This is a genomic window from Paenibacillus canaveralius, assembly GCF_047238265.1.
GTDB lineage: Bacteria > Bacillota > Bacilli > Paenibacillales > NBRC-103111 > Paenibacillus_F.
Window position 1 is genome coordinate 2,756,717 of record NZ_JBDFMM010000001.1, and the last position, 26,745, is coordinate 2,783,461.

21 protein-coding genes and 1 pseudogene are annotated in these 26,745 nt (G+C 54.6%); 11 read left to right on the forward strand and 11 right to left on the reverse strand.

What is annotated here, in order from left to right; translation table 11 throughout:
• Positions 1-16: 16 nt before the first annotated feature.
• The 3 genes from metE (at position 17) to ABC395_RS12700 (ending at position 4,436) form a co-directional block, all read left to right on the forward strand.
• Entirely contained in the window at positions 17-2,314 is a 2,298-nt protein-coding gene (metE, locus tag ABC395_RS12690; protein WP_413003516.1) for a 5-methyltetrahydropteroyltriglutamate--homocysteine S-methyltransferase, read from the forward strand.
• Positions 2,315-2,535: 221 nt separating this feature from the next.
• Positions 2,536-2,778 carry a YolD-like family protein gene (locus ABC395_RS12695; RefSeq protein WP_103997173.1) on the forward strand — a complete coding sequence of 81 codons (243 nt, stop codon included), beginning with the start codon at positions 2,536-2,538 and terminating at the stop codon, positions 2,776-2,778.
• Between the two features lie 110 nt (positions 2,779-2,888).
• On the forward strand, positions 2,889-4,436 hold the full coding sequence (locus ABC395_RS12700) for an FAD-dependent oxidoreductase (protein WP_413003518.1): 1,548 nt from the start codon (positions 2,889-2,891) through the stop codon (positions 4,434-4,436).
• A gap of 94 nt (positions 4,437-4,530) precedes the next feature.
• On the opposite strand, the gene ABC395_RS12705 is transcribed toward ABC395_RS12700, so the two are convergent.
• From ABC395_RS12705 to ABC395_RS12720, 4 genes are all read right to left on the reverse strand, one after another.
• Complete coding sequence (locus tag ABC395_RS12705) at positions 4,531-5,751, reverse strand: GNAT family N-acetyltransferase (protein ID WP_103997170.1); 1,221 nt, start codon at positions 5,749-5,751, stop codon at positions 4,531-4,533.
• A gap of 137 nt (positions 5,752-5,888) precedes the next feature.
• Positions 5,889-6,146, reverse strand: coding sequence for a hypothetical protein (locus tag ABC395_RS12710; protein WP_413003520.1), 258 nt, complete (start codon positions 6,144-6,146; stop codon positions 5,889-5,891).
• A 324-nt stretch (positions 6,147-6,470) separates the two neighbouring features.
• Positions 6,471-8,045, reverse strand: a complete 1,575-nt coding sequence (locus ABC395_RS12715) for an FAD-dependent oxidoreductase (RefSeq protein ID WP_413003521.1) — start codon at positions 8,043-8,045, stop codon at positions 6,471-6,473.
• 4 nt (positions 8,046-8,049) lie between these two features.
• Entirely contained in the window at positions 8,050-8,883 is an 834-nt protein-coding gene (locus ABC395_RS12720) for a sugar phosphate isomerase/epimerase family protein (RefSeq protein WP_413003523.1), read from the reverse strand.
• Positions 8,884-9,126: 243 nt separating this feature from the next.
• Here ABC395_RS12720 and yjcZ point away from each other — a divergent pair, with 243 nt between their 5' ends.
• The 7 genes from yjcZ (at position 9,127) to ilvD (ending at position 18,663) form a co-directional block, all read left to right on the forward strand.
• Positions 9,127-9,246 (forward strand): sporulation protein YjcZ, encoded by a 120-nt coding sequence (yjcZ, locus tag ABC395_RS12725; RefSeq protein WP_413003524.1) that lies wholly within the window; start codon positions 9,127-9,129, stop codon positions 9,244-9,246.
• Positions 9,247-9,440: 194 nt separating this feature from the next.
• Positions 9,441-11,579: a catalase gene (locus ABC395_RS12730; protein ID WP_413003526.1), complete on the forward strand. Its 2,139-nt coding sequence runs from the start codon at positions 9,441-9,443 to the stop codon at positions 11,577-11,579.
• Positions 11,580-11,764: 185 nt separating this feature from the next.
• Positions 11,765-12,499 (forward strand): MBL fold metallo-hydrolase, encoded by a 735-nt coding sequence (locus tag ABC395_RS12735; protein ID WP_413003528.1) that lies wholly within the window; start codon positions 11,765-11,767, stop codon positions 12,497-12,499.
• Positions 12,500-13,108: a TetR/AcrR family transcriptional regulator gene (locus ABC395_RS12740; protein ID WP_413003530.1), complete on the forward strand. Its 609-nt coding sequence runs from the start codon at positions 12,500-12,502 to the stop codon at positions 13,106-13,108.
• Between the two features lie 350 nt (positions 13,109-13,458).
• Positions 13,459-15,879, forward strand: a complete 2,421-nt coding sequence (locus ABC395_RS12745) for a glycosyl hydrolase family 18 protein (protein ID WP_413003532.1) — start codon at positions 13,459-13,461, stop codon at positions 15,877-15,879.
• A gap of 252 nt (positions 15,880-16,131) precedes the next feature.
• On the forward strand, positions 16,132-16,863 hold the full coding sequence (locus ABC395_RS12750; protein WP_413003534.1) for a phosphonate ABC transporter ATP-binding protein: 732 nt from the start codon (positions 16,132-16,134) through the stop codon (positions 16,861-16,863).
• 114 nt (positions 16,864-16,977) lie between these two features.
• Positions 16,978-18,663 carry a dihydroxy-acid dehydratase gene (gene ilvD, locus ABC395_RS12755; protein ID WP_103997156.1) on the forward strand — a complete coding sequence of 562 codons (1,686 nt, stop codon included), beginning with the start codon at positions 16,978-16,980 and terminating at the stop codon, positions 18,661-18,663.
• Between the two features lie 121 nt (positions 18,664-18,784).
• On the opposite strand, the gene ABC395_RS12760 is transcribed toward ilvD, so the two are convergent.
• Positions 18,785-19,654 carry an AraC family transcriptional regulator gene (locus tag ABC395_RS12760; protein ID WP_413003536.1) on the reverse strand — a complete coding sequence of 290 codons (870 nt, stop codon included), beginning with the start codon at positions 19,652-19,654 and terminating at the stop codon, positions 18,785-18,787.
• Between the two features lie 157 nt (positions 19,655-19,811).
• A complete protein-coding gene (locus tag ABC395_RS12765) occupies positions 19,812-20,420 on the reverse strand; it encodes a TetR/AcrR family transcriptional regulator (protein WP_413003538.1) in 609 nt (202 codons plus the stop codon).
• Positions 20,421-20,622: 202 nt separating this feature from the next.
• On the opposite strand from ABC395_RS12765, the gene ABC395_RS12770 reads away from it, so the two are divergent.
• Positions 20,623-21,837 carry an MFS transporter gene (locus ABC395_RS12770; protein WP_413003540.1) on the forward strand — a complete coding sequence of 405 codons (1,215 nt, stop codon included), beginning with the start codon at positions 20,623-20,625 and terminating at the stop codon, positions 21,835-21,837.
• Between the two features lie 71 nt (positions 21,838-21,908).
• Here the strand turns inward: ABC395_RS12770 and ABC395_RS12775 are convergent, their stop codons facing one another.
• The 5 genes and pseudogenes from ABC395_RS12775 to ABC395_RS12795 form a co-directional block, all read right to left on the reverse strand.
• The gene (locus tag ABC395_RS12775) at positions 21,909-22,349 is read right to left on the reverse strand and encodes a hypothetical protein (RefSeq protein WP_413003541.1); all 441 of its coding nucleotides are present in this window, start codon (positions 22,347-22,349) and stop codon (positions 21,909-21,911) included.
• 19 nt (positions 22,350-22,368) lie between these two features.
• A complete protein-coding gene (locus ABC395_RS12780) occupies positions 22,369-23,175 on the reverse strand; it encodes an MMPL family transporter (RefSeq protein WP_413003543.1) in 807 nt (268 codons plus the stop codon).
• A gap of 343 nt (positions 23,176-23,518) precedes the next feature.
• Positions 23,519-24,619, reverse strand: a pseudogene (locus ABC395_RS12785) (MMPL family transporter); the annotation flags it as partial.
• A gap of 65 nt (positions 24,620-24,684) precedes the next feature.
• Positions 24,685-26,064 (reverse strand): sensor histidine kinase, encoded by a 1,380-nt coding sequence (locus ABC395_RS12790; protein WP_413003544.1) that lies wholly within the window; start codon positions 26,062-26,064, stop codon positions 24,685-24,687.
• The gene (locus tag ABC395_RS12795; RefSeq protein ID WP_413003546.1) at positions 26,061-26,741 is read right to left on the reverse strand and encodes a response regulator transcription factor; all 681 of its coding nucleotides are present in this window, start codon (positions 26,739-26,741) and stop codon (positions 26,061-26,063) included. The genes ABC395_RS12790 and ABC395_RS12795 overlap by 4 nt, the downstream gene beginning before the upstream one ends.
• Positions 26,742-26,745 lie beyond the last annotated feature (4 nt).

Sequence of the window (26,745 nt, forward strand, 5' to 3'; positions counted from 1 at the left end):
TCAGGAGGTCAAGATCATGAACGCATTGACAAGCAGCAGTTTGGGATACCCGAGGATCGGAGCGGGACGTGAATGGAAGAAGGCGCTGGAGTCTTACTGGGCCGGCAAAATCGGCGAAGAGGAGCTGACGGGGAAGCTGGCGGAAATCCGTTTGGGAATTTTGCGCAATCAGCGGGAAAAGGGTATCGGGCTTATCGCGGTCAACGATTTTACGGGATACGACCATGTGCTGGATACGGCCGTGATGTTCGGCATCGTACCCGACCGGTTCGCTTACGAGGGCGGTGAAGTATCTCTGCGCACCTACTACGCGATGGCGAGAGGGGAAGAGGGAGCGGCCGCGTGCGAAATGACGAAGTGGTTCAACACCAACTATCATTATATCGTGCCGGAACTTCAAGGCGCCGAGCCGAAGCTGGTCGAGAACAAGCCTCTTAAAGCTTATCGCGAAGCGAAGGAGACGCTCGGAATCGAGGGCAAGCCCGTTCTGCTCGGACTGTTTACGTTTCTGAAATTGTCCAAAGGATATGTGGATACGGAAACCGATGCCTGGATCGACCGGCTGCTTCCGCTGTACGGCCAAGTGCTGAAAGAGCTGGAGCGCGAAGGCGCCGAATGGGTGCAGATCGACGAACCGGTGCTGTCGACTAACGTAAGCGCCGGCGATATGGAACGGATCGAGCGGATCTACAAAGCTTTGACCGAGGCGGCTCCGGGGCTGAACATTATGCTCCAGACCTACTTCGAATCCGTGGAACATTACGACAGGGTCGTACGGCTGCCCGTAAGCGGGATCGGGCTTGATTTCGTGCACGGCGGCGAGAAGACACTGAAACTTCTGAAGAGCGAAGGATTTCCCGACAGCAAAGTTTTGGGAGCGGGTATAGTGGACGGCCGCAATATTTGGCGTTCCGATCTGAAGGAGAAGCTGAATACGCTTCAAGACATTTTAGCCGTCGTTCCCGAGGAACGGGTGATCGTCCAGACGTCCTGCAGCCTGCTGCATGTGCCGGTGTCCACCGTTCACGAAGACAAGCTGGAACCGGTGCTGAGAGACGCTCTTGCCTTCGCGGACGAGAAGCTGGAGGAAATCGTTCTGCTGGCGAAAGCGGCGGTATCCCCGGCGGCGGAAACCGACGAAGCGCTGCGGCAGAATGAACAAGCGCTTGCCGCCCTCCGGTCATCCGAAGCCCGCGGCAACAAAGACGTGCAGGCGGCCGCTTTGCGGCTTCAGAAGGTACCGGCGGCGCGCGGCGCGGCCTTCGGCGAGCGCCGGGCTCTGCAGCGTGAAAAGTGGAAGCTGCCTTTTCTGCCGACGACGACGATCGGAAGCTTTCCGCAGACGGCGGAAGTGAGACAGGCTCGGTCCAAATGGAGAAAAGCGGAATGGACGGACGAGCAGTATAAAGCGTTTATCCGGAGCGAAATCGGCAAATGGATGAAACTGCAGGAGGAGCTGGACCTGGATGTCCTCGTTCACGGGGAATTCGAACGGACGGATATGGTGGAATTTTTCGGCGAAAAGCTGGACGGCTTCGCTTTCACGCGCAGCGGCTGGGTGCAGTCCTACGGATCGCGCTGCGTAAAACCGCCGGTTATTTACGGCGATGTGGCCTTTACCCGGCCGATGACCGTCGAAGAAACGGTCTACGCCCAGTCGCTCACGCCGCGTCCCGTGAAAGGAATGCTGACCGGACCGGTCACGATTCTCAACTGGTCGTTCGTCCGGGACGACTTGTCCAGAGAAGTGGTGGCCTACCAGATTGCCCTCGCGCTGGGTAAGGAAGTGAATGCTCTCGAAGAAGCGGGAATCGAAATGATCCAAATCGACGAGCCCGCTGTCCGCGAAGGACTTCCTCTCAAGAAAGATGAGCACCGGGTTTATCTCGACTGGGCGGTCAACGCCTTCCGCAGCACGACGGCGAACGTCCGGGCCACGACGCAAATTCATACGCATATGTGTTACTGCGAATTCCACGACATGATCGGATCTATCAGAGACATGGACGCCGATGTCATCTCCATCGAAACATCCCGCAGCCACGGTGAGCTGATCCAAAGCTTCGAGCAGAACACGTATGAGAAAGGAATCGGTCTGGGTGTCTACGACATTCACAGTCCCAGAGTTCCTTCCGTCGAAGAAATGGCAAGCATGATCGAGCGGGCGCTGCGCGTCCTCGACCCGCAGCTGTTCTGGATCAATCCCGACTGCGGACTCAAAACGAGAGCCGCCCAAGAAACCGTGGCCGCCCTGCGCAACATGGTTGCGGCCGCCAAACAGAGCCGGGTAACGATGGCGGTTTCTCAAGGCTGACCGAGCTGAACCAAGGTCCGACCGCCCCGGCCCGAGCCTCGTAGAACCTAAAGCCATTCCGAAATTCGAGCCTTTGTCCGGCGAAGCACCGGGCAGAGGCTTTTTTAGCGGGAAGAGAAGAAAGCGCGAGAGTGAGTTTCCAACCTGTTGGAAGAAACCCGTAAACATGGTAAGATAGGAGGATAAACGGCAAAAGGTAAGACCGTCATTCAGGAGGTATCATGGCTAAGGCAAAAGTAAAACGTCCGACCCGGGATGAGTTTGAGCTGGAAGAACTGGGCAACCGGCTGGTGGAAGCCAAGAACGAAGATTCTTTGATTCTTCTTACGGTATGGGGCTGGGAAGAGCAGGTCTACGGCAGAATTACGGTCATGGATCCCCGGACGAGACTCGTCCATGTTCAGGACGGCGAACAGCTGACGAAAGTTCCTTTTATGGACATTATGCAGGTGGATAACGCCTGATTTACGCTTCAAAGCACCCCTCGGGGTGCTTTTTTACTTTGCCGCGGAACGAATAGAATGAGGCGGCTATGGAGAAGTTAGGAGAATAATGGTAAAAGGAGCTAATCCACGTGAACGAAACCAACTCAAGACCAGTCGCAGCTTTTCCCCAGTTTCCGGAATCGTACTGGCTGGCTTCCGCGAAGATTCCCTCTTATTCCAGGCTGAACGAAAATATCCGGGTGGACGCCGCTATCGTCGGCGCAGGGATAACGGGTTTGACGACGGCCTACCTGCTGGCCATGAAAGGCTTGAAGGTCGCGGTTCTGAACGCGGGCCGTATTTTACACGGGACGACCGGATATACGACAGCTAAAATTACGGCCCAGCACGATTTGATCTACGATCAGTATATGACCGATTTCGGTGAGGAAAAGGCACGGCTTTATTATGAAGCGAACCGTGACGCTCTGCAGTTCGTCCGTCATCTCGTCAAGGCACACGACATCCGCTGTCAGTTCGAAGAGCAGGATGCTATCGTGTACACGGAGAACGAATCCTCCCTGCACAAAGTGTTCAAGGAATACGAGGCATACGAGAGACTGGGAATTCCCGGGGCTTATGTGGAAAAAACGGCCCTGCCTTTCGAGACGAAAGGCGCGGTCGTGATGAAAGATCAGGCCCAGTATAATCCCGTCCCGTTTCTTACGCATCTGGCGGAACAAATTGTGCGGAAAGGGGGACGGATTTACGAGGAAACGACCGTAACCGGCTACGAGCCGGGAAGTCCGTCCGTTCTCAAAACAAGCGGAGGGTTTACCGTCAGCAGCCCGCATGTCGTGTCCGCTTCCCATTTTCCTTTTAACAATCTGCACGGGCTGTACTTCGCGCGCCTTCATGCGGAGCGTTCTTACGTACTCGCCGTCAAAACAGACAAGCGTTATCCCGGTGGCATGTACCTCAGCGCAGATAAGCCGAAGCGTTCGCTGAGATCCGTGCTGGTTAACGGAGAGCCGATGGTAATCGTGGGCGGGGAAGGCCACAAGACGGGACAAGGCATCTGTACGTTCCAATATTACGAGGCGCTTGAGAAATTCGCCAGGGAAACTTTCGGGGTGAAAGAAATCGCGTACCGCTGGTCGGCCCAAGACCTGTACACGCTCGACACGATCCCATATATCGGGCAGGAGCTTGATGACTATCCGAATCTGTATGTCGCCACGGGTTACAAGAAGTGGGGGATGAGCTCAGGCATCGCCGCCGCCCAGTTGAACGCGAAACTCATTCTCGGGGAAGAGAGTCCCTACAAGGATTTGTTCTCGCCCTCCCGGTTTCACGCGAACCCGTCGGTTAAAACCTTTGTGGCGGAAAACGCGAACGTCGCCAAAGAACTCATCACCGGCAAGCTGGAGTTTCCTGCGAAAGAAGCCGATGAGCTCGCCGAGGATGAAGGAGCCGTAGTGCGTGTCCGGGGTAAAAGAGCGGGCGCTTACCGCGACCGCGAAGGCAGCCTGCACGTGGTCGACACCACCTGCACGCATATGGGCTGCGAGGTGGACTGGAACGAATCCGAACGGACATGGGATTGTCCCTGCCACGGCTCCCGCTTCGCGTATACCGGCGAAGTGATCGAGGGTCCGGCTTTGAAGCCGCTGTCTAAAGTAGAGCTCGACGATTAGACCGCGATATACACAAAAAAACCGCTCCGGCAAGGAGCGGCTTTTTTTGCGTGTTTTTTCAAAGAGCGTGAAGCGGTCCACCGGCGCTGATGACTTAGAAGTAATCCGAGAAATACGGCTGGTCGTTCGTAATCAGCTTCTCCAGCAGTTGAACCGATTCTTTGTCCGCATGAAACCGGCGTATCCGCTGTAAGTAAGAAGGCCGCTTGTAGCTCATCAGCATCGTGGTCAGGGTCTGGATATCGAAGGATGCGGAAGGTGCTCCGCCCCCGTCGGCCAGCCGGCCTTGTCCTTCTTTGTCCACGGTCAAAGTGAACGTTCCCTGATTCCATTCCAGCATGGGATCATGCAGATTGAAGGTCAGTTTGCATTCTTCGCCCTGTGCCTGGAACGGATACTGTTCGATAAACTGGCTTACATCCACGATCCGGGCCATGAAATAAGGCGCGATCGTTTCCTTGATATCCCCGTCCTCCAGAAGGAACGACATCGGCTCGTCCTTATAGGTGTGGCCTTTTACATAGGTGACCATGGAGAAATGCGCGCTTATAAAATTCCACAGGCCCGTCCGGGCTTCTTCGTCAAGAAAAACCATTTCCTTCATATGAAAAATTTCACCCGCAATCCAGTACAGCAAAAATCCGGAAGGCTCGTGATCGGCATCGTAATAAATAGCCACGGTCATGTCATCGAGATCCCAGCGTAAATATTCTTCCCAGGCCAAATTGTTGCGCAGCATGGCGGCGTGGTTTTGCAGAGCGAAACGCTGATAGACGCTTTTGATATCGGGGTGTTCGATCGTCACCCGTTCCACGTTGCCGGGGACCGTTTTCAGCTTCGGAAGCTGCGTGTCTTTGACCTCGAACGAAATTTTATCGGAAATAATTTCCCAGCCCTTGCGCCGGTAATAAGGAATGGAGTAAGGATACAAATAGGAAATGGACTGCCTGCGTCCGCGCATGTTGGTGAGAGCCTGCCGCATCAGCTGGTTCATCAGCCCCATATTGGCATATTCGGGATAAGTGCCGACGCCGGTCAAGCCGCCCATATCGTACAACCGGCCGAAAATATTGACTTGAAACGGATACACGGCAAGCTGGGAAATCAGTTTGTCTTCGTCAAACCAGCCCAAAACGTCGGCCTGCTTCAGCACCGGCAGTTTTGCCTGGGCGATTTCCCGGTCTTCCCAGCCGAATGTTTGCAAATCATGGTTTGTAACCTGGAACACATAACGGAGCAGCTGGTTGAACTGTTCTCCGTGCTGAGGCTCCACGCTTTTCATTTTGAGTCTTTCCTGCAGTTTCCGGCGGCTCATCGTCGCACCTCCGTATCGGGTGTTCATGATATAGGATTCATCGGGGGATGGACTCCCAATTTCCAGCTTACCCTTTTCGACCGGAGTGTAATCAGCGTTCAAAGAGAGCTATAAGGGAACTAACAGGCCGCTAACGATTAAAGTTGAAAATAAGAAACGATTACGGAAGCGGCAAAACCGAGCACGGCGCAAATAAAAAAGACGGATCGGAAAGCGTGAAAAAAAGGCTTTTTGTCACGTTTTGGAGAGAAATACTCCTCGGCGTCCGGAGGCTGTATGTTTCCGTCTTCCGCATCAAGCAATTTAAACCTGGTGAAAATACCGCTGGTGCATCCCCAAATGAGCAGGGAAATCATGGACCCGATGAACAAGTCATCCGTAAGAGAGCCGGTCATTCGTTAACCTCCTGAAATTAAAAACGTATTTCCTGATTATAACAAAAAATTAGCGGACTCAAGGTTTTTTTTCTCTAAAGAAAAGCCCCCAGAAAGAACTGGAGGCTTTGGTCCGGCCTTAGGACCGGCCGGTTAAATTATCGTTGAAGCCGGATTGATAAAAAGCGGTATGGCGGACTGACAACTATCCGCGGATAAACGTGGATAAGCAATCGCGCAAAACGATGCAGCCCGTCTCATAAGACGGTGGTCAAACGCCGGGTATGGGCCGCTATAAGCTTCACGCAGGGCAGACCCGCAAACCCGAGCGGGCTCCCGGCGTACTTAAACCGGCCGGAGGGCGGGCCATTCCAGCTCGAAGCCGGCTTTGGTCAGATGCGCCTGGAATTTCGCCAGTTCGGCCGGATCGGCCCGCAGTTCGCTTGGCGTCATGCCGTTGTCGATGCAGTAAGCGGCGCAATGGCCGGCCGCTTCGCCGATGTTCCACTCGACGGGATGAAGCCGGTAGCAGCCGTTCGTGATATGTGTGACGCCGATGTTCTTGGCGGCGGCGAGCAGGTTGCGCACACGTACCGGGATGAGGCTGCCGAGCGGAATTTGAAACGGCAGGGAGGAGACGTCGATATACGGGCGGTTCTCCGTACTCGGATGAAGATCGATGCGGTAGCAGCCGATTCCTACGCTGTCGGGAAACGCTTCGGCACGGCCGTCGGGTCTGCTGGCGGTGGCGACGTGCTGCTCCAGCACGGTAAACTCTGCCTTGATCCGCCGGGATTCGCGGATGTAAGGGTACATCGCCAGGCCGTCCTCCGTGCCGACGACATCTTTGCGCAGACGCAGGCCGGGATAGCCCGTGCCGCCGTCCGGGCGGGGCGCTTCCGTCTGCAGCCAGTACAGGAGAGAGAGCGACAGCTGCTTCGCCTGGTACAAGTGCTTCTCCTTCTCTTCCTCGGGAACGTCGATAATGGAACCGAGCCAGTAATCGTTTTGCGGCCAGTTGACGAGCGAAACGCTGCTGCGGTAGGTACCTTCACGGAAATGCTCCTTGTCCGCAATCTGCCGGTATCGGAACAGGGAGAAATGCTCCGTCCCCGGGAAAATCTCATACCGGACCGGCTCGTTCGTGGCCGGCTTTACCCCCGTCAGACTGAGCAGCCGGTCCGGCCAGAAATCGGCCTTGTACGCTTTCCAAAATTCGTACATATCGGGCTTCTCGATAACGTGATGCTCGCCTTCCAGATGATCCACCGCGAAGCAGTACGTAAAGCCCTGCATATCGCCGGGAAGCGGATCACCGGCTGGCGCGTTCGGTTCCCCGGTTTCGGCGTAAGATTCCGCGCCCGTCACATACTCCGCTTTTGCAAGGGGCAGCAGATCACCGCATTCCGTAGCATCCAGGAAGTAGGGAGCCTGGAGAACGGTCAGCTTACCGCTGTCCAGACTCTTCACCTCGACGGATGTGATTGCGTCCCCGTCCGTTTCCGCACGGACCGGAATATGACGGAGCAGAACCGTCACTTGTCCGCCGTGAACGTAAGGAGCGAGCATCTGCTGGAGCACGGCCAGTGCCGTTCTTGGCTCATGGCACAAACGGCTGACGGAGCCGCTGCCGGGATTAAGCTCCGTTATCGCCTTGGCTTCGGGCGTCATCGGGAAATAATCCCGGTAATAGCTGCGGACGCCTTCGCGGAATTTGCGGTAGGTACGGGTGCAGCCGAATTTTTCGATCCACGGGTGTTCGTCGGGCGGAACCGCCTGACTGGTGAGCTGCCCGCCGATCCATTCGGTTTCTTCCGTCAGGATGACGCTTTTACCCGCCTCGGCCGCCGCAAGCGCTGCGGCGAACCCGCCGGTTCCTCCTCCGATAATGACGATATCTGCCTGCTGTATGGGGGTCATGGGATTATTCTCCTTTGGTCTGGACAAGTTGGTTGAAATTTTCATAGCTTTTGCGGATTCCTTCGGCTTCATCTCCGGTCCCTTCGTATTCCAGGACATAGGCGCCGTTATATCCGGCTTCCTTCAGCTTCGAGACGATCGCATCCAGCCGAACGTCGCCTTTACCCGCGAAGACGCCTTCATATGTTTTACCGCTGAGCGCTTTATATCGTCCTTCCGGTGTCTCGGCAAAGTCTTTAACATGTACATGCCCGATGTAAGGAAGCAGAACATCCAGCGCATGGAGAGGCTGTTCATCCACAAGCAGGAAGTTCCCCGTATCGAAGGTCGATTTAAGGGCCGGCGAATCGACGCGTTTTAAAATCTCCAGCACCTGATCGCCTTGGCCGGCGAGCTTGCCGTGATTTTCCAGACATAAGGTGATGCCGGCTTTTTCAGCCGCAGCGGCCGCTTCCCGGAGACCGGATACGATCCAGCCGAGAGCGGAGTCGAACGTAAAAGCGTCCGACAAATTTCCCGAAAAAACGCGGACAACCGGCGTGCCGAGCCTTTCCGCCGTTTCGATCCCGTCCGTCACCACGCGGAGAGCCTCGGCTCTTTCGCCGGGAGTCTCTTTTACGAAATCGTTGCCGACGGCATAGCTGGACAAGGTGATGCCGTTTTCTTTCATAAAGGCAAGCACCGCCGGAATTTCATCTTCTTTATCTTTCCAGAAAACATCGAGAAGTTCGACCTGCCCGATGCCTTCCCTCTGGCAAAAAGCGAGAAAATCCAGGACGGTCCACTGGTTCTCGCGGGTCGTACGATGCATGCTCCACATGCTTAAAGACAGCTTCATCTAGTTGGTTCCTCCAAGTTGACAGGCCCGCTTGGGGCGGATTTATTTTATTGTAAAAGGAGAGCCTTCCTCTTAGTAGGTCAATGTCATGACCATTTCTGGTAGTTTGATGCCGACCTTAAGGGGAGCTGCCCGCTTGGCGCGATTCCATAAAAAATTTCCGGTAACGGGAGAGGAGTCCAATAACGGTGAAAGCACGGCGCATACGATGTATTATCCCAACTAAAGAAAGGGTGTTAACGCATGGGTTATGTCGGAGGAGCAGGCGTTGGAGCGGGTTACGGCTTCAAATACACCAGCACGGCTGTAATTTTGGTTCTCTTCATTCTGCTGGTTATCGTTTCCCGCACTTTCTTGTACTAGGCGTCACTCGGCAATCGGAATCCCTGCCCCGGAGGCAGGGATTTTTTGTGCGTTTCAGCCGACCAGCCGTTAGCATCGAATTTCCGTCCGGCTGTAAATGTAACATTCTCCCTTTTTCAAATCCGTTTGGCTTTGCCCCAAACAGGTTACTAAGTAGAAGAGTTCATTTCCTAACGATCAAAGGAGGTTGTCCGATGAAAAAAGACGATCAGCGCGAACCTGTAAACGAACAAAGCAAGGATAACCAGCTTGACCAGTACCGGGTGGACGATACCGGGCAGAAGTTGACGACCAATCAGGGCCTGCGGGTCAGTGAAGATGAGCACTCCTTGAAAGCAGGGGTACGCGGTCCGACTTTGATGGAAGATTTTCATTTCCGGGAAAAAATGACTCATTTTGACCACGAGCGTATTCCGGAGCGCATCGTACACGCAAGAGGATTTGGAGCGCACGGCTATTTCCAGGTATACGAACCTATGACGGAATATACAAAAGCGAAATTCCTTCAGGATCCTTCCGTGAAAACGCCGGTTTTTGTCCGATTCTCGACCGTTGCCGGGTCGCGCGGCTCTGCCGATACCGTCCGTGACGTCCGCGGCTTCGCCACGAAGTTTTATACGGAGGAAGGCAATTACGATCTCGTCGGTAACAATATGCCCGTCTTCTTTATCCAGGACGCGATGAAATTTCCGGACTTCGTCCATGCGGTCAAACCGGAGCCACATAATGAAATTCCGCAGGCCCAGTCCGCGCACGATACGTTCTGGGACTTCGTGACTTCCAATACCGAGACGGCTCATATGGTGATGTGGGCGATGTCGGACCGTTCGCTTCCGCGCAGTTTCCGGATGATGGAAGGTTTCGGTGTACATACATTCCGATTCGTAAACGAACAGGGCAAAGGCCATTTCGTCAAATTCCACTGGAAGCCGCTGCTGGGCGTACACTCCCTGGTGTGGGACGAAGTGCAGAAGCTGGCGGGCAAAGATCCCGATTTCAACCGCAGGGATTTGTGGGATGCCATCGAGACGGGCAATTACCCGGAATTCGAGTTCGGCGTTCAGGTTATTAAAGAAGAAGACGAATTCATGTTTGACTTCGATATTCTCGACCCGACCAAGATTTGGCCGGAAGAGCAGATTCCGGTGAAAATGATCGGTAAAATGACGCTCAACCGCAATACCGACAATTTCTTCGCGGAAACCGAGCAGATCGCTTTCCACCCGGGACATGTCGTTCCGGGGATTGATTTTACGAACGATCCTCTGCTTCAAGGCAGACTGTTTTCTTATACGGACACTCAGCTTTCCCGCTTGGGAGGGCCGAACTTCCACGAAATCCCGATCAACCGGCCGGTCGCTCCCGTGCACAACAATCAGCGCGACGGCATGCACCGGATGACGATCAACCGCGGTCCGGTCAGCTATCACAAAAATTCCCTGGCCGGCAACTCCCCGGAACCCGCGTCCGAAAAAGAGGGCGGCTACGCCCACTACGCGGAGAAGGTCGAGGGCCGCAAAATTCAGGCGCGCAGCGACAGCTTCAAGGACCATTTCAGCCAGGCGACCTTGTTCTGGAACAGCATGTCTGACGTGGAAAAACAGCATATCGTGAGCGCCTTCCGGTTTGAGCTCGGCAAAGTAAAAACGAAAGAAATCCGCCAGCGGGCCGTCGACATGTTCAGCCAGGTAAGTGTGGATCTGGCGACTCGGATCGCGGCTGGAATCGGCGCCAAAGCACCGGAAGGCGCTGCCGATAACGGCGTGACGCTGTCATCGCCGGCACTCAGCCAGATGAACACGGTGAAAACACCGCTGACCCGCAAAGTGGCCGTGCTGGCCGGCAACGGCTTCCGGGGCAAGGAAGTGAGCGGCATGCTCCAAGCGCTGAAAGCGGCTGGCCTCGTACCGGAAGTGGTCAGTGTGCAGCTCGGCACAATCGTGTGCGACGGCGGAAATCCGCTGGAAGTGGATCATTCCCTGCTCACGGCCGATTCCGTGCTGTTTGACGCCGTTTATATCGCGGGCGGTCGCCAAAGCGCCGATGAGCTTCTGGCGGATTCCAAAACGGCGGACTTCATTAAAGAAGCCTTCCAGCACTATAAAACCATTGGTGCTGTCGGCGAAGGCGCGGAGCTTCTCGCCGCAGCGGGAATCGCCGGTTCTGCGGCGGCAGGAAACGCCCAGGCTGCGGCTCCGGCCGCACCGGAAATTCAGCCGGGTGTTCTGACGGCGGATCGCGCGGACGAAGCGGCCGGTTTCAGCCGTGATTTCGCGGCAGCCGTCGCCCAGCACCGCCACTGGAACCGCAGTTTGCATTCGCAGGCCAAGTAAGGAAGCAGAGAAACCGCGCATCTTTCGGCAGGTTTGAACGATAGACAGACCCCTGACCAATCAGGGGTCTTTTTGCTTTATTTTCAGGGAACAGAGGAGGAGATAAAAATGATGGCTTGCTAAAACTAATGATATTAGTTATTATAAAACTAACGACATTAGTTTTGGAAGCGGAGGATGAATCGATGAAAATGACACAAGCGGGAAACCTATACCAGTTGGCTTTTTTGCCCCGGCTTTTTCCGGTGAACTGTTATCTGGTGGAAGAAAAAGACGGATTGACGCTCGTTGACGCAGCGATGCCTTTTAGTGCCAAAGGTATATTGAAAGCCGCCGGGGAGATCGGGAAGCCCGTCAAGCGGATCGTCCTGACGCATGCCCATGACGATCATGTGGGCGCTCTGGACGAGCTTAAAAAGACACTGCCTCAAGCGGAGGTGTATATCTCGGCTCGTGACGCCCGGCTGCTCAGGGGAGACGTCACTCTTGATGAGGATGAGCCTCAACTGCCCGTGCGCGGGGCCGTTCCGAAGAAAGTGACGACGGTCCCCGACGTGCTTTTAAAGGAAGGCGACCGGATCGGCTCCCTGCTTGCCTTGTCGACACCGGGACATACGCCGGGTTCAATGAGCTTCTTCGATGTACGGAGCCATGCTGTCATTGCGGGTGACGCTCTCCAGCTCAGAGCGGGGATAGCAGTCTCGGGTCAAATGAAGCTGTTGTTCCCGTTTCCGGCGCTGGCTACCTGGAACAAGCACGAAGCGCTGGAAAGCGTCAAGAAGCTCCGGGATTATTCCCCGTCTCTGCTTGCGGTCGGCCATGGAACGATGCTGCCGGACCCTGCCGTCAAGCTGGATCTGGCCATTTCCGCCGTAGAGCGGAATCTTGCAACCACGTTGAACGGAAGGAGCTCCCTGTAAATGTCACCCAGAATCGGTCTCGATGAACAAACGCTTCTCAGAGCGGCTGCCGAGCTGGCCGACGAACACGGCTTCCATGCCGTAACCCTGGCCTTGCTCGCACAGAAGCTCAACGTGCGCTCTCCATCTCTGTACAATCACATCGAAGGACTGGGTGCCCTGAGGGCCAAACTCGCCCTCTACAGCCTGACGATCCTCCACGATGATTTGGCCGCTGCCGTCGAAGGATTGGAAGGGGACGAGGCTGTATTTGCCTTCGGGGCGGCTTACGCGGCCTATGCACGCAGACATCCCGGCCTTTACGAAGCCACTCTCCGTGCACCCGGAAGGCAAGAAATCGAGCTGGAGCGTATTTCGGCTGAAATTGTCAGCCTTATCGTCGGAGTACTCCGGTACTACGGTCTCGAAGGAGATGGGGCCATCCACGCGACGAGAGGACTTCGCAGCATTTTGCACGGCTTCTCGTCCATCGAGCGTTCCGGAGGTTTCGGAATGGCGCTATCGGTGGAGGAGAGCCAGAAGCTGCTTATCTCCGCTTTTCTGGCCGGCATTCATGTGATGAGACATGATAAGACCGGGCCGTCCGATTCCGCTTCCGCTTCGGAATAGAAGGCTTTTCCGGCTGCAGCGGATTTCGATCCGTATTCCTTACCGCGCGAAGCTCCCGCAGCGCGATGCTCGGCGTCACGCCTAGTTCATGTACAAAAGGAGCCTGAGGGCTTCTTTTTCATTTTCCAGTAAAATGGATATAATTCTCCCTCTATCATGCGAATGTCCCCCTTGTGGAAAACGCTTCCATATTTAAAAATAAGAGCATGGCTTCAGCGCCGACACCGGTATAAGCTCCTTTCATTTCGGGAGATTTTATACAATTTACAAGAAAGGAGACGATAGAATCTTTACGCCTGCCAGGGAAGGCAAGGACCGCACAAAACTCAAATAATGGAAGGAGTTATTTTATGCACGCAACGCAAGCGTACGGTAAGAAATTACTCCCATTGCTGCTGCTGGTCACCTTATTGCTCAGTTTACTTCCCATCTATCCCTCGACATCATCGGGAGCGGCCGCCCAATGGGCGCCGAACACGGCTTACAAAGCGAAAGATCTTGTTTCCTACAACGGTGTCACGTATGAATGCCTGCAGCCTCATACTTCTTTGAACGGCTGGGAACCGCCGAACGTAGCTTCGCTGTGGAAAAAAACGGCGGACCCTACACCGAGTCCAAGCCCAAGCCCAAGTCCGAGCCCAAGCCCAAGCCCCGGACCGACTACAAGTCCAAGCCCGACTCCAAGTACGAGTCCGACTCCAAGCCCAAGCCCAGGTACCGGAGCACCCGCCTGGCAGGCCGGCACCGCCTATAAAGTAGGCGATCTTGTGACTTATAACGGCAAAACGTATAAAGCTCTCGCCGCGCACACCGCGCTTGTAGGCTGGGAGCCGGCTACGACGCCGACGCTGTGGAAACTGGATTCGTCGGATCCGACCAAGCCCGAGCCGACAACGCCTTTCTGCGCCCCGGACTGGAGCGCTTCGAAAATTTACGCCAAAGGTAAAATTGTCGGTTATAAAGGCAAAGCTTACCGGGCACTTAACGATGTGCACGGCATCGCCCCTGACGACACGACTTATAACATGTGGGAGGTAGCGGGCAAAATCAGCAACGATCTTTGTCCGGTGTCCATCCCGAATAACATAGATTACGGAACGGCGAATCCCGGAACCGGCAACACGAACGCCGGTAAACTTAACCCGACGGGAGCCGTCAGCGCGGGCCACCCCGTATCTGGAACGGGAACGGGTGGCACCAAGGGCGGCATCGATCCCGCCACGGATCCCGGCGGTAACCACCCGGGCTTTGACGCCGACAACGGCGGCCGGGTCGCCAAGCTTCCTTCCGGCACCCTGCCTACGCAGCACAATACGTATGAAATGAGCGCCGGGCAGGAAGTGGTCGAGTACCTCGGCGACTGGGCCATCTACGGCCGCCGGTTCGATTTTACCAAGCTTCCGGTGAAGAACGTGAACCGGCTCGTTTACGGTTTCGCGGGCATCTGCTTCCCGGCTGCCCAGAATACGCAGGACCCGGGCTTCCCGACAACCGCGCCGGCTTCGGTCAACCGGACGTGCAAGCAGAGCAGCCTGCCTGACGGAGCCATGGCTATCGCGGATTTTGAAGCCGCTTTCCTGCGTACGCTTCCGGGACAGACGGGAGGCAAAATCACGGGAACCGAGAGCATGTACGATCTCGATCCCAATGATGTCGCAGGCGTTTTCGGCGCGCTTTACCAGCTCCGCAAAGCGAACCCGCACCTGAAGCTGGATCTTTCCGTAGGCGGCTGGACACTGAGCGAAGGCTTCCCTTGGATGGCTTCCGATACGACTCGCCGTAAGGCGTTCGTCGATTCCGTCGTCCGCTTCCTGGAACAGTTCGGCTTTGACGGCGTCGATATCGACTGGGAATATCCCGCTTCCGACGGTGCCGTCATAGGGATGGCACGCAAGGACGATCCCGAGAACTATATCAAACTTCTGAAAGAACTGCGGGCCGGCCTCGACTGGCTCACCAAGAAAACCGGCAAGGAATACCGCCTGTCGAGCGCGATTCCGGCCACGGAAGACAAACTGGCCAAAATAGACTGGGCCGAAGCGAGCAAATACCTCAACCGTCTCTACGCCATGACCTATGACCTGAGCGGAGCCTGGGAGCGGGAGCTCGGCCATCACACGCCGCTGTACCCGAACCCGAACACCAAGGACCCGGCCACAGGCAAGCACGTGGACCTGTCTCTGGATACGACCGTCAAGCTGCTTAAAGGTTACGGCGTACCGGCCAACAAAATCATGATCGGCATCGCCAACTACCACCGGGCCAAGGCAATGAAAAACGGAGACATTACGGAATACACGAACGGTTTAATCGGTAAATCGACGTTCGGTGACCTCGCCTGGAAAGGCAAAAACCTGATCCTCGGCATCGCCGGTGTAGGCTCCTGGGAAGCGGGAGTCGTCGAAGGTTACGATCTTTATCAGAATTACCTGGATAAAGATCTGAAGCCTAAGAACGGTTATAAGCTCTACACCGACAAAGCGGCCAATGCCGATTATCTCGTGAATCCGATCGGCTCGTTCATCACCGTCGAAACGCCGCGCACCGTCGCGCTCAAGACGCAGTATGCCAAGGACAACGGGCTTGCCGGTATTTTCGGCTGGCAGATCGAGCAGGACAACGGCTACAACTTGAACGCGCTGAACCATATTCTCGGCAATAAACTTGTCAGCGATGTCTCAGACGGCAAGCCGAAAGAGCAGATTGCGGTTTGCGGCCAGAACGTAACCGCCGCGGAATGCGATCAGCTTAACGCAAGCCTGAAAAAGTAAAAGGCGAAGCGGCGAAACCGTGTCACCCAGACGATCCGGCCGGTTAACCCTGAAAGGCAAAAGGTCATAAAATTTTTGCGGACCCTTCCGCGGTTGTCTTCATACGGACACCGTAGGGAGGGTTCCGTGCGTTCTCCTGACGAAACGATTTCTCATCGACCGTGTTTTTGCTATAATAGATGAAACTAGCAAAGGCTGACGCACGCAGTTGTAAGCGTGTGCACCTAACGGAGACGAGGGAGCATACGGCTGATGTTGACGATACGCAATTTGACCAAGAAGCTGACCACGGGTCAGGAGATCCTTTCCAAAATATCGCTGCAAATCGACGAAGGCGAGTTGATCGGGCTTGTCGGCGCAAGCGGGAGCGGAAAAACGACCCTCCTCAAGTGCATCGCGTTGAAAGAAAAATGGGACGACGGCCAGTTCATTTATAACGACCGGGACATTACGTCGCTCGGGATCACAGAGAAGTTCAAGCTGAAGCGGGACTGGGCGTTTATCGAAGAGAGCCCTGCACTGGACCGGAAGCAGACGGCGGTCAAGAACGTGCTGAAAGGGCGCTTTTACGAGAAATCCGTCATGCGCGTGTTAACCGGCACGAATGCCCGGGACGAGCATGTGCTTGCGATGGACTATCTGGAGAAAGTCGGCCTGCTCGATAAAGCCGAGAAAAAGGTCGAGGATTTGAGCGGGGGAGAGCGGCAGCGAGTATCGATCGCGCGGGCGCTCGTGCAGGGCGCGAAAATTGTCATTGCGGACGAGCCCGTATCCGGTCTCGATCCCGAAGCCGCCAACGGCGTGCTGCAAGATTTGCGCGAGCTTTGCAAAAAGGAGAAGGTGACGGTCGTCTGCTCCCTGCACAATGTGGAGTTCGCGGAGCGGTATGCCAGCCGCATCTGGGGCCTTGCCGGAGGGAAGATCGTCCTGGACATTGCCGGCCGCAAGCTTACTTCGATGGAGCGCGCCAAAATATTCGATTGATATTTTTCGACATTCCTTTGCAAAAAAGATAGGCAAAAAAGGATTATCCGTGATACAATTCCTTTTAATGCAGTAAAACGGCAACGCACTTGATAGAAGCGGGAGGAATCATAGATGGCTAAACAAGGCATGAGAAGCGATATGATCAAGAAGGGGTTCGACCGGGCACCGCACCGCAGCTTGCTGCGCGCAGCCGGAGTCAAAGAAGAGGATTTCGGCAAACCGTTTATCGCGGTGTGCAACTCTTATATCGATATAGTACCGGGACACGTTCACCTGCAAGAATTCGGTAAAATCGTTAAGGAAGCGATCCGCGAAGCGGGCGGCGTTCCGTTTGAATTCAACACGATCGGCGTGGACGACGGCATTGCCATGGGCCACATCGGGATGCGTTATTCCCTGCCGAGCCGCGAGATTATCGCCGATTCCCTGGAGACGGTCGTTTCCGCGCACTGGTTCGACGGCATGGTTTGTATCCCGAACTGTGACAAAATCACCCCGGGCATGATGATGGGCGCCCTGCGCGTCAACATTCCGACCGTATTCGTAAGCGGCGGCCCGATGAAAGCGGGTAAAGACAGCAACGGCCGTTCGATTTCCCTGACTTCCGTATTCGAAGGCGTAGGGGCATACCAGGTCGGCAAGATCGACGATAAAGCTCTTCTGGAGCTTGAACAATACGGCTGTCCGACTTGCGGCTCCTGTTCCGGCATGTTCACGGCTAACTCCATGAACTGCCTGTGTGAAGCGCTGGGTCTGGCCATGCCGGGCAACGGCACCATCCTTGCCGTATCTCCGGAGCGCAGAGAGTTCGTAAGACAGTCCGCGACACAGCTTATGGAGCTGATCAAGCTCGATCTGAAGCCGCGGGACATCGTTACGATTGATGCCATCGACAACGCGTTCGCTTTGGATATGGCTATGGGCGGATCGACGAATACCGTTCTTCATACGCTGGCTCTCGCTCATGAAGCGGGATTCGAGTATCCGATCGAGCGCATCAACGAAGTGGCGAACCGTGTGCCGCATTTGTCCAAAGTCGCTCCCGCATCGGACTGGCACATCGAGGATATCCACGAAGCCGGCGGCGTAAGCGCGGTTATCAACGAGCTGCTCAAAAAGCCGGGCGCCATCAAAGGCGACTGCATGACCGTAACCGGCAAGACGCTGGCCGAAAACGTGGCAGGCGCGGAAATTTTGAACACCGACGTTATCCACAAGCTGGATAACCCGCATTCCGAGCGCGGCGGCCTTGCGGTTCTGTTCGGCAACCTGGCGCCGAACGGCAGCATCATCAAGGTCGGCGCGGTAGATCCTTCCGTAGGCGGACGCCATGTCGGCCCGGCCATCTGCTTTGACTCCCAGGACGATGCGCTTTACGGCATCGCCAACGGCAAAGTCAAAGAAGGCCACGTGGTGGTCATCCGCTACGAAGGCCCTAAAGGCGGCCCCGGCATGCCGGAAATGCTCGCTCCGACTTCGCAGATCGTCGGCATGGGCCTCGGCGCCAAAGTCGGCCTGATCACGGACGGCCGATTCTCCGGCGCTTCCCGCGGAATCAGCATCGGTCATATTTCGCCGGAAGCAGCGGAAGGCGGACCGATCGCCTTCGTTCAGGACGGCGACATCATCGAGCTGGATCTGATCGAGCGCAAAATCGAGCTGAAAATCAGCGACGAAGAAATGGAAGAGCGCCGCAAAGGCTGGAAAGAGTTCGAGCCGAAAGTGAAAACCGGCTACCTGGCCCGCTATTCCAAGCTTGTTACGAGCGCCAGCACCGGCGGCGTGATGAAGATCTAATCCGCACTTATCTCATTCATACGTTCTATTCCAGAACCGTACGCGAAAGAGCCCCGTTGATTAACGGGGCTCTTTTTTAAATGAGCTATAACTTTGCTGAACTCGATGAAGATACAGAGAATTACTTCTTCACAACCGGAATCCAAATTTCGCTTCTATAGGTCGGAGAGCTTGTGTCCTTGCTTTCGTTCCACAAAATTTCCGGGCCTTGAGTGGATTCGTAGGATGAGGACGGAAACCACTCGGCATAAATGCGGCCCCAAACATTTTGCAGGGTATCCGGGAACGGGCCGACAGCTTCAAATACCGCCCAGGCAGAAGCTTTAACTTCCAGCACAGCCAGGTGATCCGGACAGTCTTGCGTCGTTGCGGCCCCGATATAATGATCGAGTTCTCCGTGTTCGAGACGTCCTTCCGAGAAGTTGACGGACGCGCTGATGATGCCGGACGGTTCTACGTTGGATAACGATTTCAGCAGGGTGATCGTCTCAGGGGTCAGACTTTGCCACATCGAATTCATGGCGGGATTCACTCCCCGGTAGACGAGAGGGACTCTCTTATAGAGACCGACGATCCGGAAGGCTTCTTTTTCAACAATGCGATAGTTCATTTCATTTCCTCCTTGTATCGTTAATTGAAAAAACATGCGCGGATAAGCTTTTAAAGATTGACCACGGGTCCGCGCTTCGGATGGAGCCACCCCGTGGAGACTGAGGAATGCCCTTGCGAAAGAATCGGCGGAGGTGTAGCCGTATTTCACGGCGACATCCAGCAGCCTCAGGTCCGTATGGGCCAGTTCAAAGGCCGCCAGCGTTAAGCGTCTGCGGCGGATATACTCCGAGAGCGTAACTCCGGCCAGGGATGAAAACATCCTTTTGAAGTGATATTCCGAGCAAAGCGCAAGCCGGGCTACTTCTTTGAAATCAATATCCCCCGTCAGATTTTGTTCAATATAAGCGAGAGCGTCATTCATTTTCTCCAGCCCGTTCATGAGGGTAACCTCCTTTCAATGTCTACGATAGCAAAAACTTAAATCCGGAATCCGACATTTCGTGCCCCGTTTTGCAGGGTACGTAAAAGCCGGCCGACCTGGGTAGGTGCGACCGGCTGCAAATGCGGGAGTGGTGCTCGGCGTCACATGACGGTGGTTATAAAGCTTTCGGCAAAAACAGCCGGAGCAAATTCCGGTGCATGGGAGTGCCTGTGAAATAAATTCCTCTCGTTTCGGCAAGAAGGACGGCCTGAATCATATTCATAAAATAAAAGGCCAGCTCGCGCGGATCGCCTTGAATAAATTCGCCCTTCTCCTGGCCTTCCCGGAAAATGCGGGTGAGCAGCTTCAGGTTATCGCCGATGCTCGTGCGGACGGACATTTTGAGCTGGTCGGACACGGAGTCGGACGTGAGAATCTGATCGGCGACGACCTGATAGAACACGGCGTCATCCCATCTTTCGCTGTGCACCTGATCCAGCAGCCAGGTCAGTTTTTCATAGGAATCGGCATCCGGCAGCTCGTGCGCCTGTTCGAAGAGCGCCGTCAGGATACACAGATTTTTCTCCACGATGGAAATGTAAATCTCTTCTTTGGATCGGAAATAGTTATAAATAAGGCCGTGACTCATCTTGGCTTTATGGGCGATATCTGAAATTTTCGTGGAACTGAGCCCGTTTTTGGCAAAGAGTTCGACAGCGGCGGATAAGATCTGGTCACATCGTTCTTTACGGATTTCCTGGTCTCTCTCTGGATTTCTCGGCAATCTTTTCACCTCGGTTAAGCATTCAATACCCACCTTATCATAGGAATGCGAACTGATCAAAGTCAAGTCCGTCCGGGAGAGTTAACTTATAAAAAAACTTTACAACTTTACAAATTGACTAAAAGTTAATCTGTGCGCTATACTTCTGTAATACAAAAAGAAGCAGTTACCCTTATTAAGGATAGCTGAAGGGAGAATCCACATGAGCTCAATGAAAAACCGCCGCTCGCCGTTGGTCATCTTGATGATCAATATGTTTATCGCGATGCTCGGTATCGGACTTATTATTCCGGTCCTGCCTGAATTTTTGAAAGAGTTTGGTCTGGGAGGCAAGACGGCGGGGTATCTCGTCGCGGCTTTCGGCCTCACTCAGTTTATTTTCTCCCCGATCGGTGGAGAGTGGTCGGACAAATACGGCCGCAAAAAAATGATCGTGTCCGGTCTGGCGCTGTTCACGATTTCCAATCTGCTGTTCGCCATGGCTTCCGAAGTCTGGATGCTGTATGCTTCCCGTCTGATCGGCGGTATCGGCGCGGCCGCTATGATTCCATCCATGATGGCTTACATTGCGGACATCACGACGGACGATAAACGGGGAAAAGGAATGGGAATGCTCGGTGCGGCCATGTCGCTCGGTTTCGTTATCGGACCCGGCATCGGCGGGTTTCTGGCGGAACTCGGTTTGCGCGCTCCGTTCTACGTGTCGGCTGCAGTCGGCGCCCTGGCCATGATCGGTTCCCTGCTTATCCTGCCGGAATCGCTCACCAAAGAAGAGCTGGCTTCAAACCGTTCGTCTCAGGTTAAGAAGGAAAGTATTTTTATCCAGCTGGGACAGTCGTTCAAAGCCCCTTATTTTATCCTTCTGCTTCTGGTGTTTGCGCTGACTTTCGGACTGGCGAACTTCGAAGCGGTATTCCCGCTGTTCGTGGATAACAAATACGGATATACAGCGAAAGATATTTCGATTCTGATTACCGTGGGAGCCCTGATCGGGGCTGTCATTCAGGCGATTCTCATCGATAAGCTGATCCGCCGTTTCGGGGAGAAGAAACTTATTAATCTGACCTTTATCCTGTCCGCACTGTGTCTGATTCTGATGCTTCTGTCGGGCAACTTCTGGTACATTCTGCTGGTCACGATGCTGTTCTTCACCCTGACTTCCATCATGCGTCCCGCAATCAATACACTCTTGTCCAAAATGGCGGGAGATGAGCAGGGCTTCGTCGCGGGAATGAACAATGCCTACATGAGCCTCGGCAATATTTTTGGTCCGGCCATTGCGGGTATCCTGTTCGACGTTCAAATTAACCTTCCGTATATGTTCGGTGCGGTTATCCTCGTCATTTCGTTTATCATTTCGACTTCTTGGAGCGGCAAAAACAAACGCAAGCTGGTTCCGGCCGGCGGCTCCAATTAAAAAATAAACAAAAAAACGCCGTAAAGGCGTTTTTTTCGTTTTGTCATGAAGAGGGGAGGTGAAAAGCGGGTTTACAGCTTCAAGCTGACGACCAGAACGACCGAAACGATCAGAACCATGAAGACGCTCACCGTGCCCAGGTAGCCGGTTATCTTGACGGAGCTCCCGCCGGCGGAATTAAGCCGTTTGTTCATTTTGCTTCCGAGCACCGCCGTAAAGACGATCCCAAGCACAATGATCATCCCTCCGCCTTTTTCCATCACTTGAAGCCAGAGAGGCTTGCCGGAGCCGAGGCCCATTTGGAGAATGAGATAGACACCGCTGAGAAGAACGAGAATCGAACTCGGATGAGCGATTCGTCCGAATACCCGGATCGTTTTACCGGCTAGGGCATTGGCGTCGGCAGAACCGAGCTGCTTTTTCAGCAGAAACATAGTGACCAGAATGCCGAGCAGAGCTCCCAGCCATCCGAATAAACCCGTTAAATGAAGAAATAACATGAATCCGAACATCGTATAACTCCTCCTGAAATTAGTTTTGCCCGCGGGATGAAGCGAGATCCGGACCGGCTTGCCGGTCCATACGGTATTTCTTGCGGTCCCCGACGAAGACCAGCAGGGCGGGGAGCAGCATGCCGCGCACCAGGAACGTATCAAGGAGAATGCCGAGCGACATCGTCAAGCCGAACAGAAAGAGCTCCTGCAGCGGTTGGGTGATGAGCACCGTGAATGTGGCGGCTAGAATGAGCCCCGCCGATGAGATAACTCCTCCCGTTAAAGCGACGCCCCGGCTTACGGCTTCTTTCCACGGATGTCTCAGTGCTTCTTCTTTAATGCGCGACACAAGCATAATGTTGTAATCGACGCCAAGCGCGATCAGGAAGACGAACGTATACACCGGCAGCCGGTAGCTGATGGAGTCGTATCCCAGTATAAAATGAAAAATCATCCAGCCGAGGCCGAGTGTGGCGGTATAGGACAGCAGCATCGTTGCGATCATGGTGAACGCATGCTTGAACGACTTGGTCTGGATGAGCAGCATTACGGTAATAAACAGCGTAATCAGAGTGAACAGCAGAATCGTATCCCGCTTGTTCATATTTCTTACGTCAAGCTGCTCCGCCGTTTGTCCCGCATAATGCAGGGTGAACTCGGACGGATTCAGTCCGCTTTGCTCCAGAAGCGCAGGACTCTTGTCGCGAAGCCGGCCGATCAGATCGAGCGAGACCGGCTCGTACGGATTGCTGTCCGGCGTCAGCTGCAGTTTGATCGCCGTTCCATCCGCCGATAAGGTGTTTTTCGGCAGTCTGCGTGCCTTTTTCCGCAGCGGCGGGCGCAATCTCCGGTGAGACGGCGTTCACCCCCGGCTCATTTTTTAAGCGGCCGGTGAGGGTACCGAGCTTATCGTAAAAGGCGGCGTCCAGCGGCAGCTTTTTATCCGAAGTTAAAAGAACCGATACGGGGGCGAGCTGGCCCGGCGGGAATTTGCTTTCAAGAATCTCGAAACCTTGGCGGGATGAAATATTGTCAGGAAAAGATTTCAAAAGATTAAACGAATATTTCATCGAAGTGACGGTAAGCGAAGACGCGAGCAGGGCGAGGAGCAGGATACCTGCCGTTAAACCGGGCCTGCGTGTAACGAATCCGCCCATGGAAGCCCAAAAGCCCTTCCCTTGTCCGGCCGCGGGTTTCGAAGGTTTCGGAATGAAAGGCCAGAACGCCTTTCGACCCAGCAGGGCGAACACGGCGGGAATCAGCGTTAGTCCGCCGAGCAGGATAACGGCCATTGCAGCCGAGAATACGGGCGCGAAGTGGTGGTACGGCTTGAAAACGGCCGTAAACAACGTGAGCATGGCGACGAGCACCGTACCGCCGCTAAAGAGGATCGGCTCGGCTACCCGGCTCAAGGCATGCTGCATGGCTTCGTATTTGTCTCCAGCCGTTTTGAGCTCCTCTCTGTAACGGGCCAGTACGAATAAGCAGTAGTCGGTCAGTACGGCGAAGAGGAGGATCATCATGATGGACAGCGCCTGCTTGTCGACGAGAAACCAGCCGTATTTTCCCGCAAGGCCGAGTATCCGGTCCACGACCATGTAGACCATCCCGGAAATGAGGAGAGGAATGACGGCAAGAAGCGGTGACCGGTAAATGATCATCAGGATCACCAGAATCAGGCCGACGGTGGCGAACATGAGGACAAAGTCGGCGTTCTTGAAAAGGGAAGTGGTATCCGCCGCTATGCCGGCCGGCCCCGTGATGTTGAAATCCAGGGAACCGATTCCCGTCTGCCCGACATGCGAGCGAATCTGCTGCAATCCTTCATAGAGCTGTCCGGATTCCAGGTCTTTATGGAAAGCGGCGTTGAGCAGGACGGTTGTGCCGTCATCGGAGAACATTTTGTCCTGGACCGCTTTGGGCAGTGTGTGAAAAGGAAGTGCCCCGGCGAGCTGCTGCGGCTTTCCGGGGGAAGACAGCCATTCGCTGATTTCCGCGATCTTCGACCGTTCTTCGGCCGTAATCGCGTTTTTACCGTGAAAAACGAGCAGAGCCGTCAAACCGTCCTCGGACGGAAACCGCTCATCCATTATTTTCTGAGCCGTTTCCGAAGGCGTCTCGCCGAGAGCGCTGCCTTCTCCGCTGCTTACGGCGGCTTGTTTCGCTCCGGGCGCGATCAGGCTGAGTACCACGATTGCGATTATCCACACGGCGGCGACGATCTTAGCCCCTCTGGGGGAGCTCACGGCGCGCGCGAGTTTGTTCCACGGGTTGTTCATGATGTTCATAACCTCCTGTCCTTATTCTCACATGAATTGTAGGACAGGATTATGAACGGACGATGAACGGAAGGTTACAACTGCGGAAGACGGATCAGGAATACCGTTCCTTCCTCCGGGGGGCTAAGCACCTCGATGCTTCCCCGGTGCAGGGAGACGATTTTATGGGCGATGGAAAGTCCGAGGCCGCTGCCGGAGCGGGAGCGGTTGCGGGTTTTGTCCCCTTTATAGAAGCGGTCAAAAATATGGGGGAGGTCCTCGGAAGGGATACCCGGTCCGGTATCACCGATCGAGACGAGGATATCGTGTTGTTCTTGCCGGATTTGTACGGAGATCGTATCTCCCGGACGGGTAAATTTGATGCTGTTGGCAATCAGATTGAACCAAACCTGATACAAAAGCTGCGCGTCCGCGCGAATGACCAGCTCGGGAAGATCCAGCCGGAGCTGGAGTTCTTTTTCCGTCCACTGCCATTCCGTCGTAATAAAAATGTGCCGGATCTGTTCGTCCAGCCGGAAGGAAGCGGGTTTAAGGACACTGGTCTCTTTGTCCAGGGCGGCGAGCGTCAGAAGCTCTTTGCTGAGAGCCGAAAGTCTGCGGCTTTCTTCTTCTATAATGCGGAGGTATCTTTGTTCCTCCTCGCGTGAAGCGTCATTATCCAGCATGCTCCGGGCAAAACCTTGAATCGTCGTAAGTGGAGACTGTATTTCATGCGAGACATTGGCGACAAATTCCTGCCGCATCTGATCGAGTTTTTCCAGCGATTTCGCCATCTGCGTAAAATGCCGCGCCAGGTTGCCGATTTCGTCCCTCCGCGTAACGTCCATATGGATGTTGTAATCTCCGCCTACGATCTTGTTTGTCGCTTCCGTCAATTTCTGCACGGGCTTGACGATAAAGCGGGTGGAAACAATAATCAGCACCAGACTGAGCAGGAACGTAAAGCCGAGCAGGAGCGCCATTAGAATCCGGACTTCCCCGATCTGCTGCTCCATGTCGGGACGGATGAACAGAGCCGTCGTTTTGCCGCCGCTTCGTACGGGAAGGCCGATGCTGTTGCGGATGCTGTTCTCGAAAAAACCGGTAACGAGCAGCAGATGGCGTTCTTCCATCACGCCGTGATACGTGTCGCCGCTTAGCACGCGAACAATCGTGTCCCGTTCGATCTCCTTATGTTTAAAAGGTGATCCGTAGAAAGTTCCCCGCAGCTCGTCGTCAACGGCATATACTTGAAAACCCATATTGGAGATGCGCGTCAAATATTCGGGAAGCTGCAGTCCCGGAGTCTCTTCGTACAAGCCCCGGATTTCTTGAGAGATTTTTAAGATCTTCTGTTCGTTGTAGTCCCGGAGCTTGGCCGAATAGTAGCCGTTGGAAAGGAGCAGCGCGGCCGCGCTGCTGATTACGGCGATGAGCAGGAAGGTGACGACGATACGTACGTATAAAGTCTTCATGTGGCGCACACCTCTAGTTTATAGCCGAGACCCCGTACCGTTGTCAGTATAAAATCGCGCGATTTTTCGTTAAAACGTTCCCGCAGCCGCTTAATATGCACGTCAATCGTCCGGCTGCCTCCTTCGTATCCGGCTCCCCATACCCGTTCGAGGAGCTGCTCTCTCGTAAAAATACGGCCCGGATGACTGGCCAATTGGGCCAGCAGCTCAAATTCTTTCAGCGGAATGACGAAGGTCTCTCCGTCTATATGGATTTCATAGCTTTTGCGGTCGATAACGGTCCGGTTCAGCGTAATAACGTCCGAGGATACGAGCTGGTACCGCCGCAATAAAGCTTTTACCCGGAAAAGTAGTTCTTTAGGCTCGAACGGTTTCACGAGATAATCGTCGGTTCCGGACAGGTAGCCTTTTTCCTTGTCCTCCAGTTCGCCTTTGGCGGTGAGCAAAATAACCGGGATGTCGTAATAGCTGCGGATTTCCTCGCAAAGCTCCAAACCGTTTTTGCCCGGCATCATAACGTCAACCACCGCGAGATGAATCTGTTCGCGTTCCAACAGGGAAGCGGCTTCTTCGCCGTCGGAGGCCTCGGAGACGAGATAGTTTTCTTTTTTGAAAATAAATTGCAGAAGCTCGCGGATGTGTGCGTCGTCATCGGCAATCAGGAGATGAGTCTTCAAGCTT

Coding starts and splice junctions, on each gene's coding strand:
- metE (WP_413003516.1), top strand. CDS start 17: ATGAACGCATTGACAAGCAGCAGTTTGGGATACCCGAGGATCGGAGCG.
- ABC395_RS12695 (WP_103997173.1), top strand. CDS start 2,536: ATGGCTAAGGCAAAAGTAAAACGTCCGACCCGGGATGAGTTTGAGCTG.
- ABC395_RS12705 (WP_103997170.1), bottom strand. CDS start 5,751: ATGAGCCGCCGGAAACTGCAGGAAAGACTCAAAATGAAAAGCGTGGAG.
- ABC395_RS12710 (WP_413003520.1), bottom strand. CDS start 6,146: ATGACCGGCTCTCTTACGGATGACTTGTTCATCGGGTCCATGATTTCC.
- ABC395_RS12715 (WP_413003521.1), bottom strand. CDS start 8,045: ATGACCCCCATACAGCAGGCAGATATCGTCATTATCGGAGGAGGAACC.
- ABC395_RS12720 (WP_413003523.1), bottom strand. CDS start 8,883: ATGAAGCTGTCTTTAAGCATGTGGAGCATGCATCGTACGACCCGCGAG.
- yjcZ (WP_413003524.1), top strand. CDS start 9,127: ATGGGTTATGTCGGAGGAGCAGGCGTTGGAGCGGGTTACGGCTTCAAA.
- ABC395_RS12730 (WP_413003526.1), top strand. CDS start 9,441: ATGAAAAAAGACGATCAGCGCGAACCTGTAAACGAACAAAGCAAGGAT.
- ABC395_RS12735 (WP_413003528.1), top strand. CDS start 11,765: ATGAAAATGACACAAGCGGGAAACCTATACCAGTTGGCTTTTTTGCCC.
- ABC395_RS12740 (WP_413003530.1), top strand. CDS start 12,500: ATGTCACCCAGAATCGGTCTCGATGAACAAACGCTTCTCAGAGCGGCT.
- ABC395_RS12745 (WP_413003532.1), top strand. CDS start 13,459: ATGCACGCAACGCAAGCGTACGGTAAGAAATTACTCCCATTGCTGCTG.
- ABC395_RS12750 (WP_413003534.1), top strand. CDS start 16,132: ATGTTGACGATACGCAATTTGACCAAGAAGCTGACCACGGGTCAGGAG.
- ilvD (WP_103997156.1), top strand. CDS start 16,978: ATGGCTAAACAAGGCATGAGAAGCGATATGATCAAGAAGGGGTTCGAC.
- ABC395_RS12760 (WP_413003536.1), bottom strand. CDS start 19,654: ATGAACGGGCTGGAGAAAATGAATGACGCTCTCGCTTATATTGAACAA.
- ABC395_RS12770 (WP_413003540.1), top strand. CDS start 20,623: ATGAGCTCAATGAAAAACCGCCGCTCGCCGTTGGTCATCTTGATGATC.
- ABC395_RS12775 (WP_413003541.1), bottom strand. CDS start 22,349: ATGTTCGGATTCATGTTATTTCTTCATTTAACGGGTTTATTCGGATGG.
- ABC395_RS12790 (WP_413003544.1), bottom strand. CDS start 26,064: ATGAAGACTTTATACGTACGTATCGTCGTCACCTTCCTGCTCATCGCC.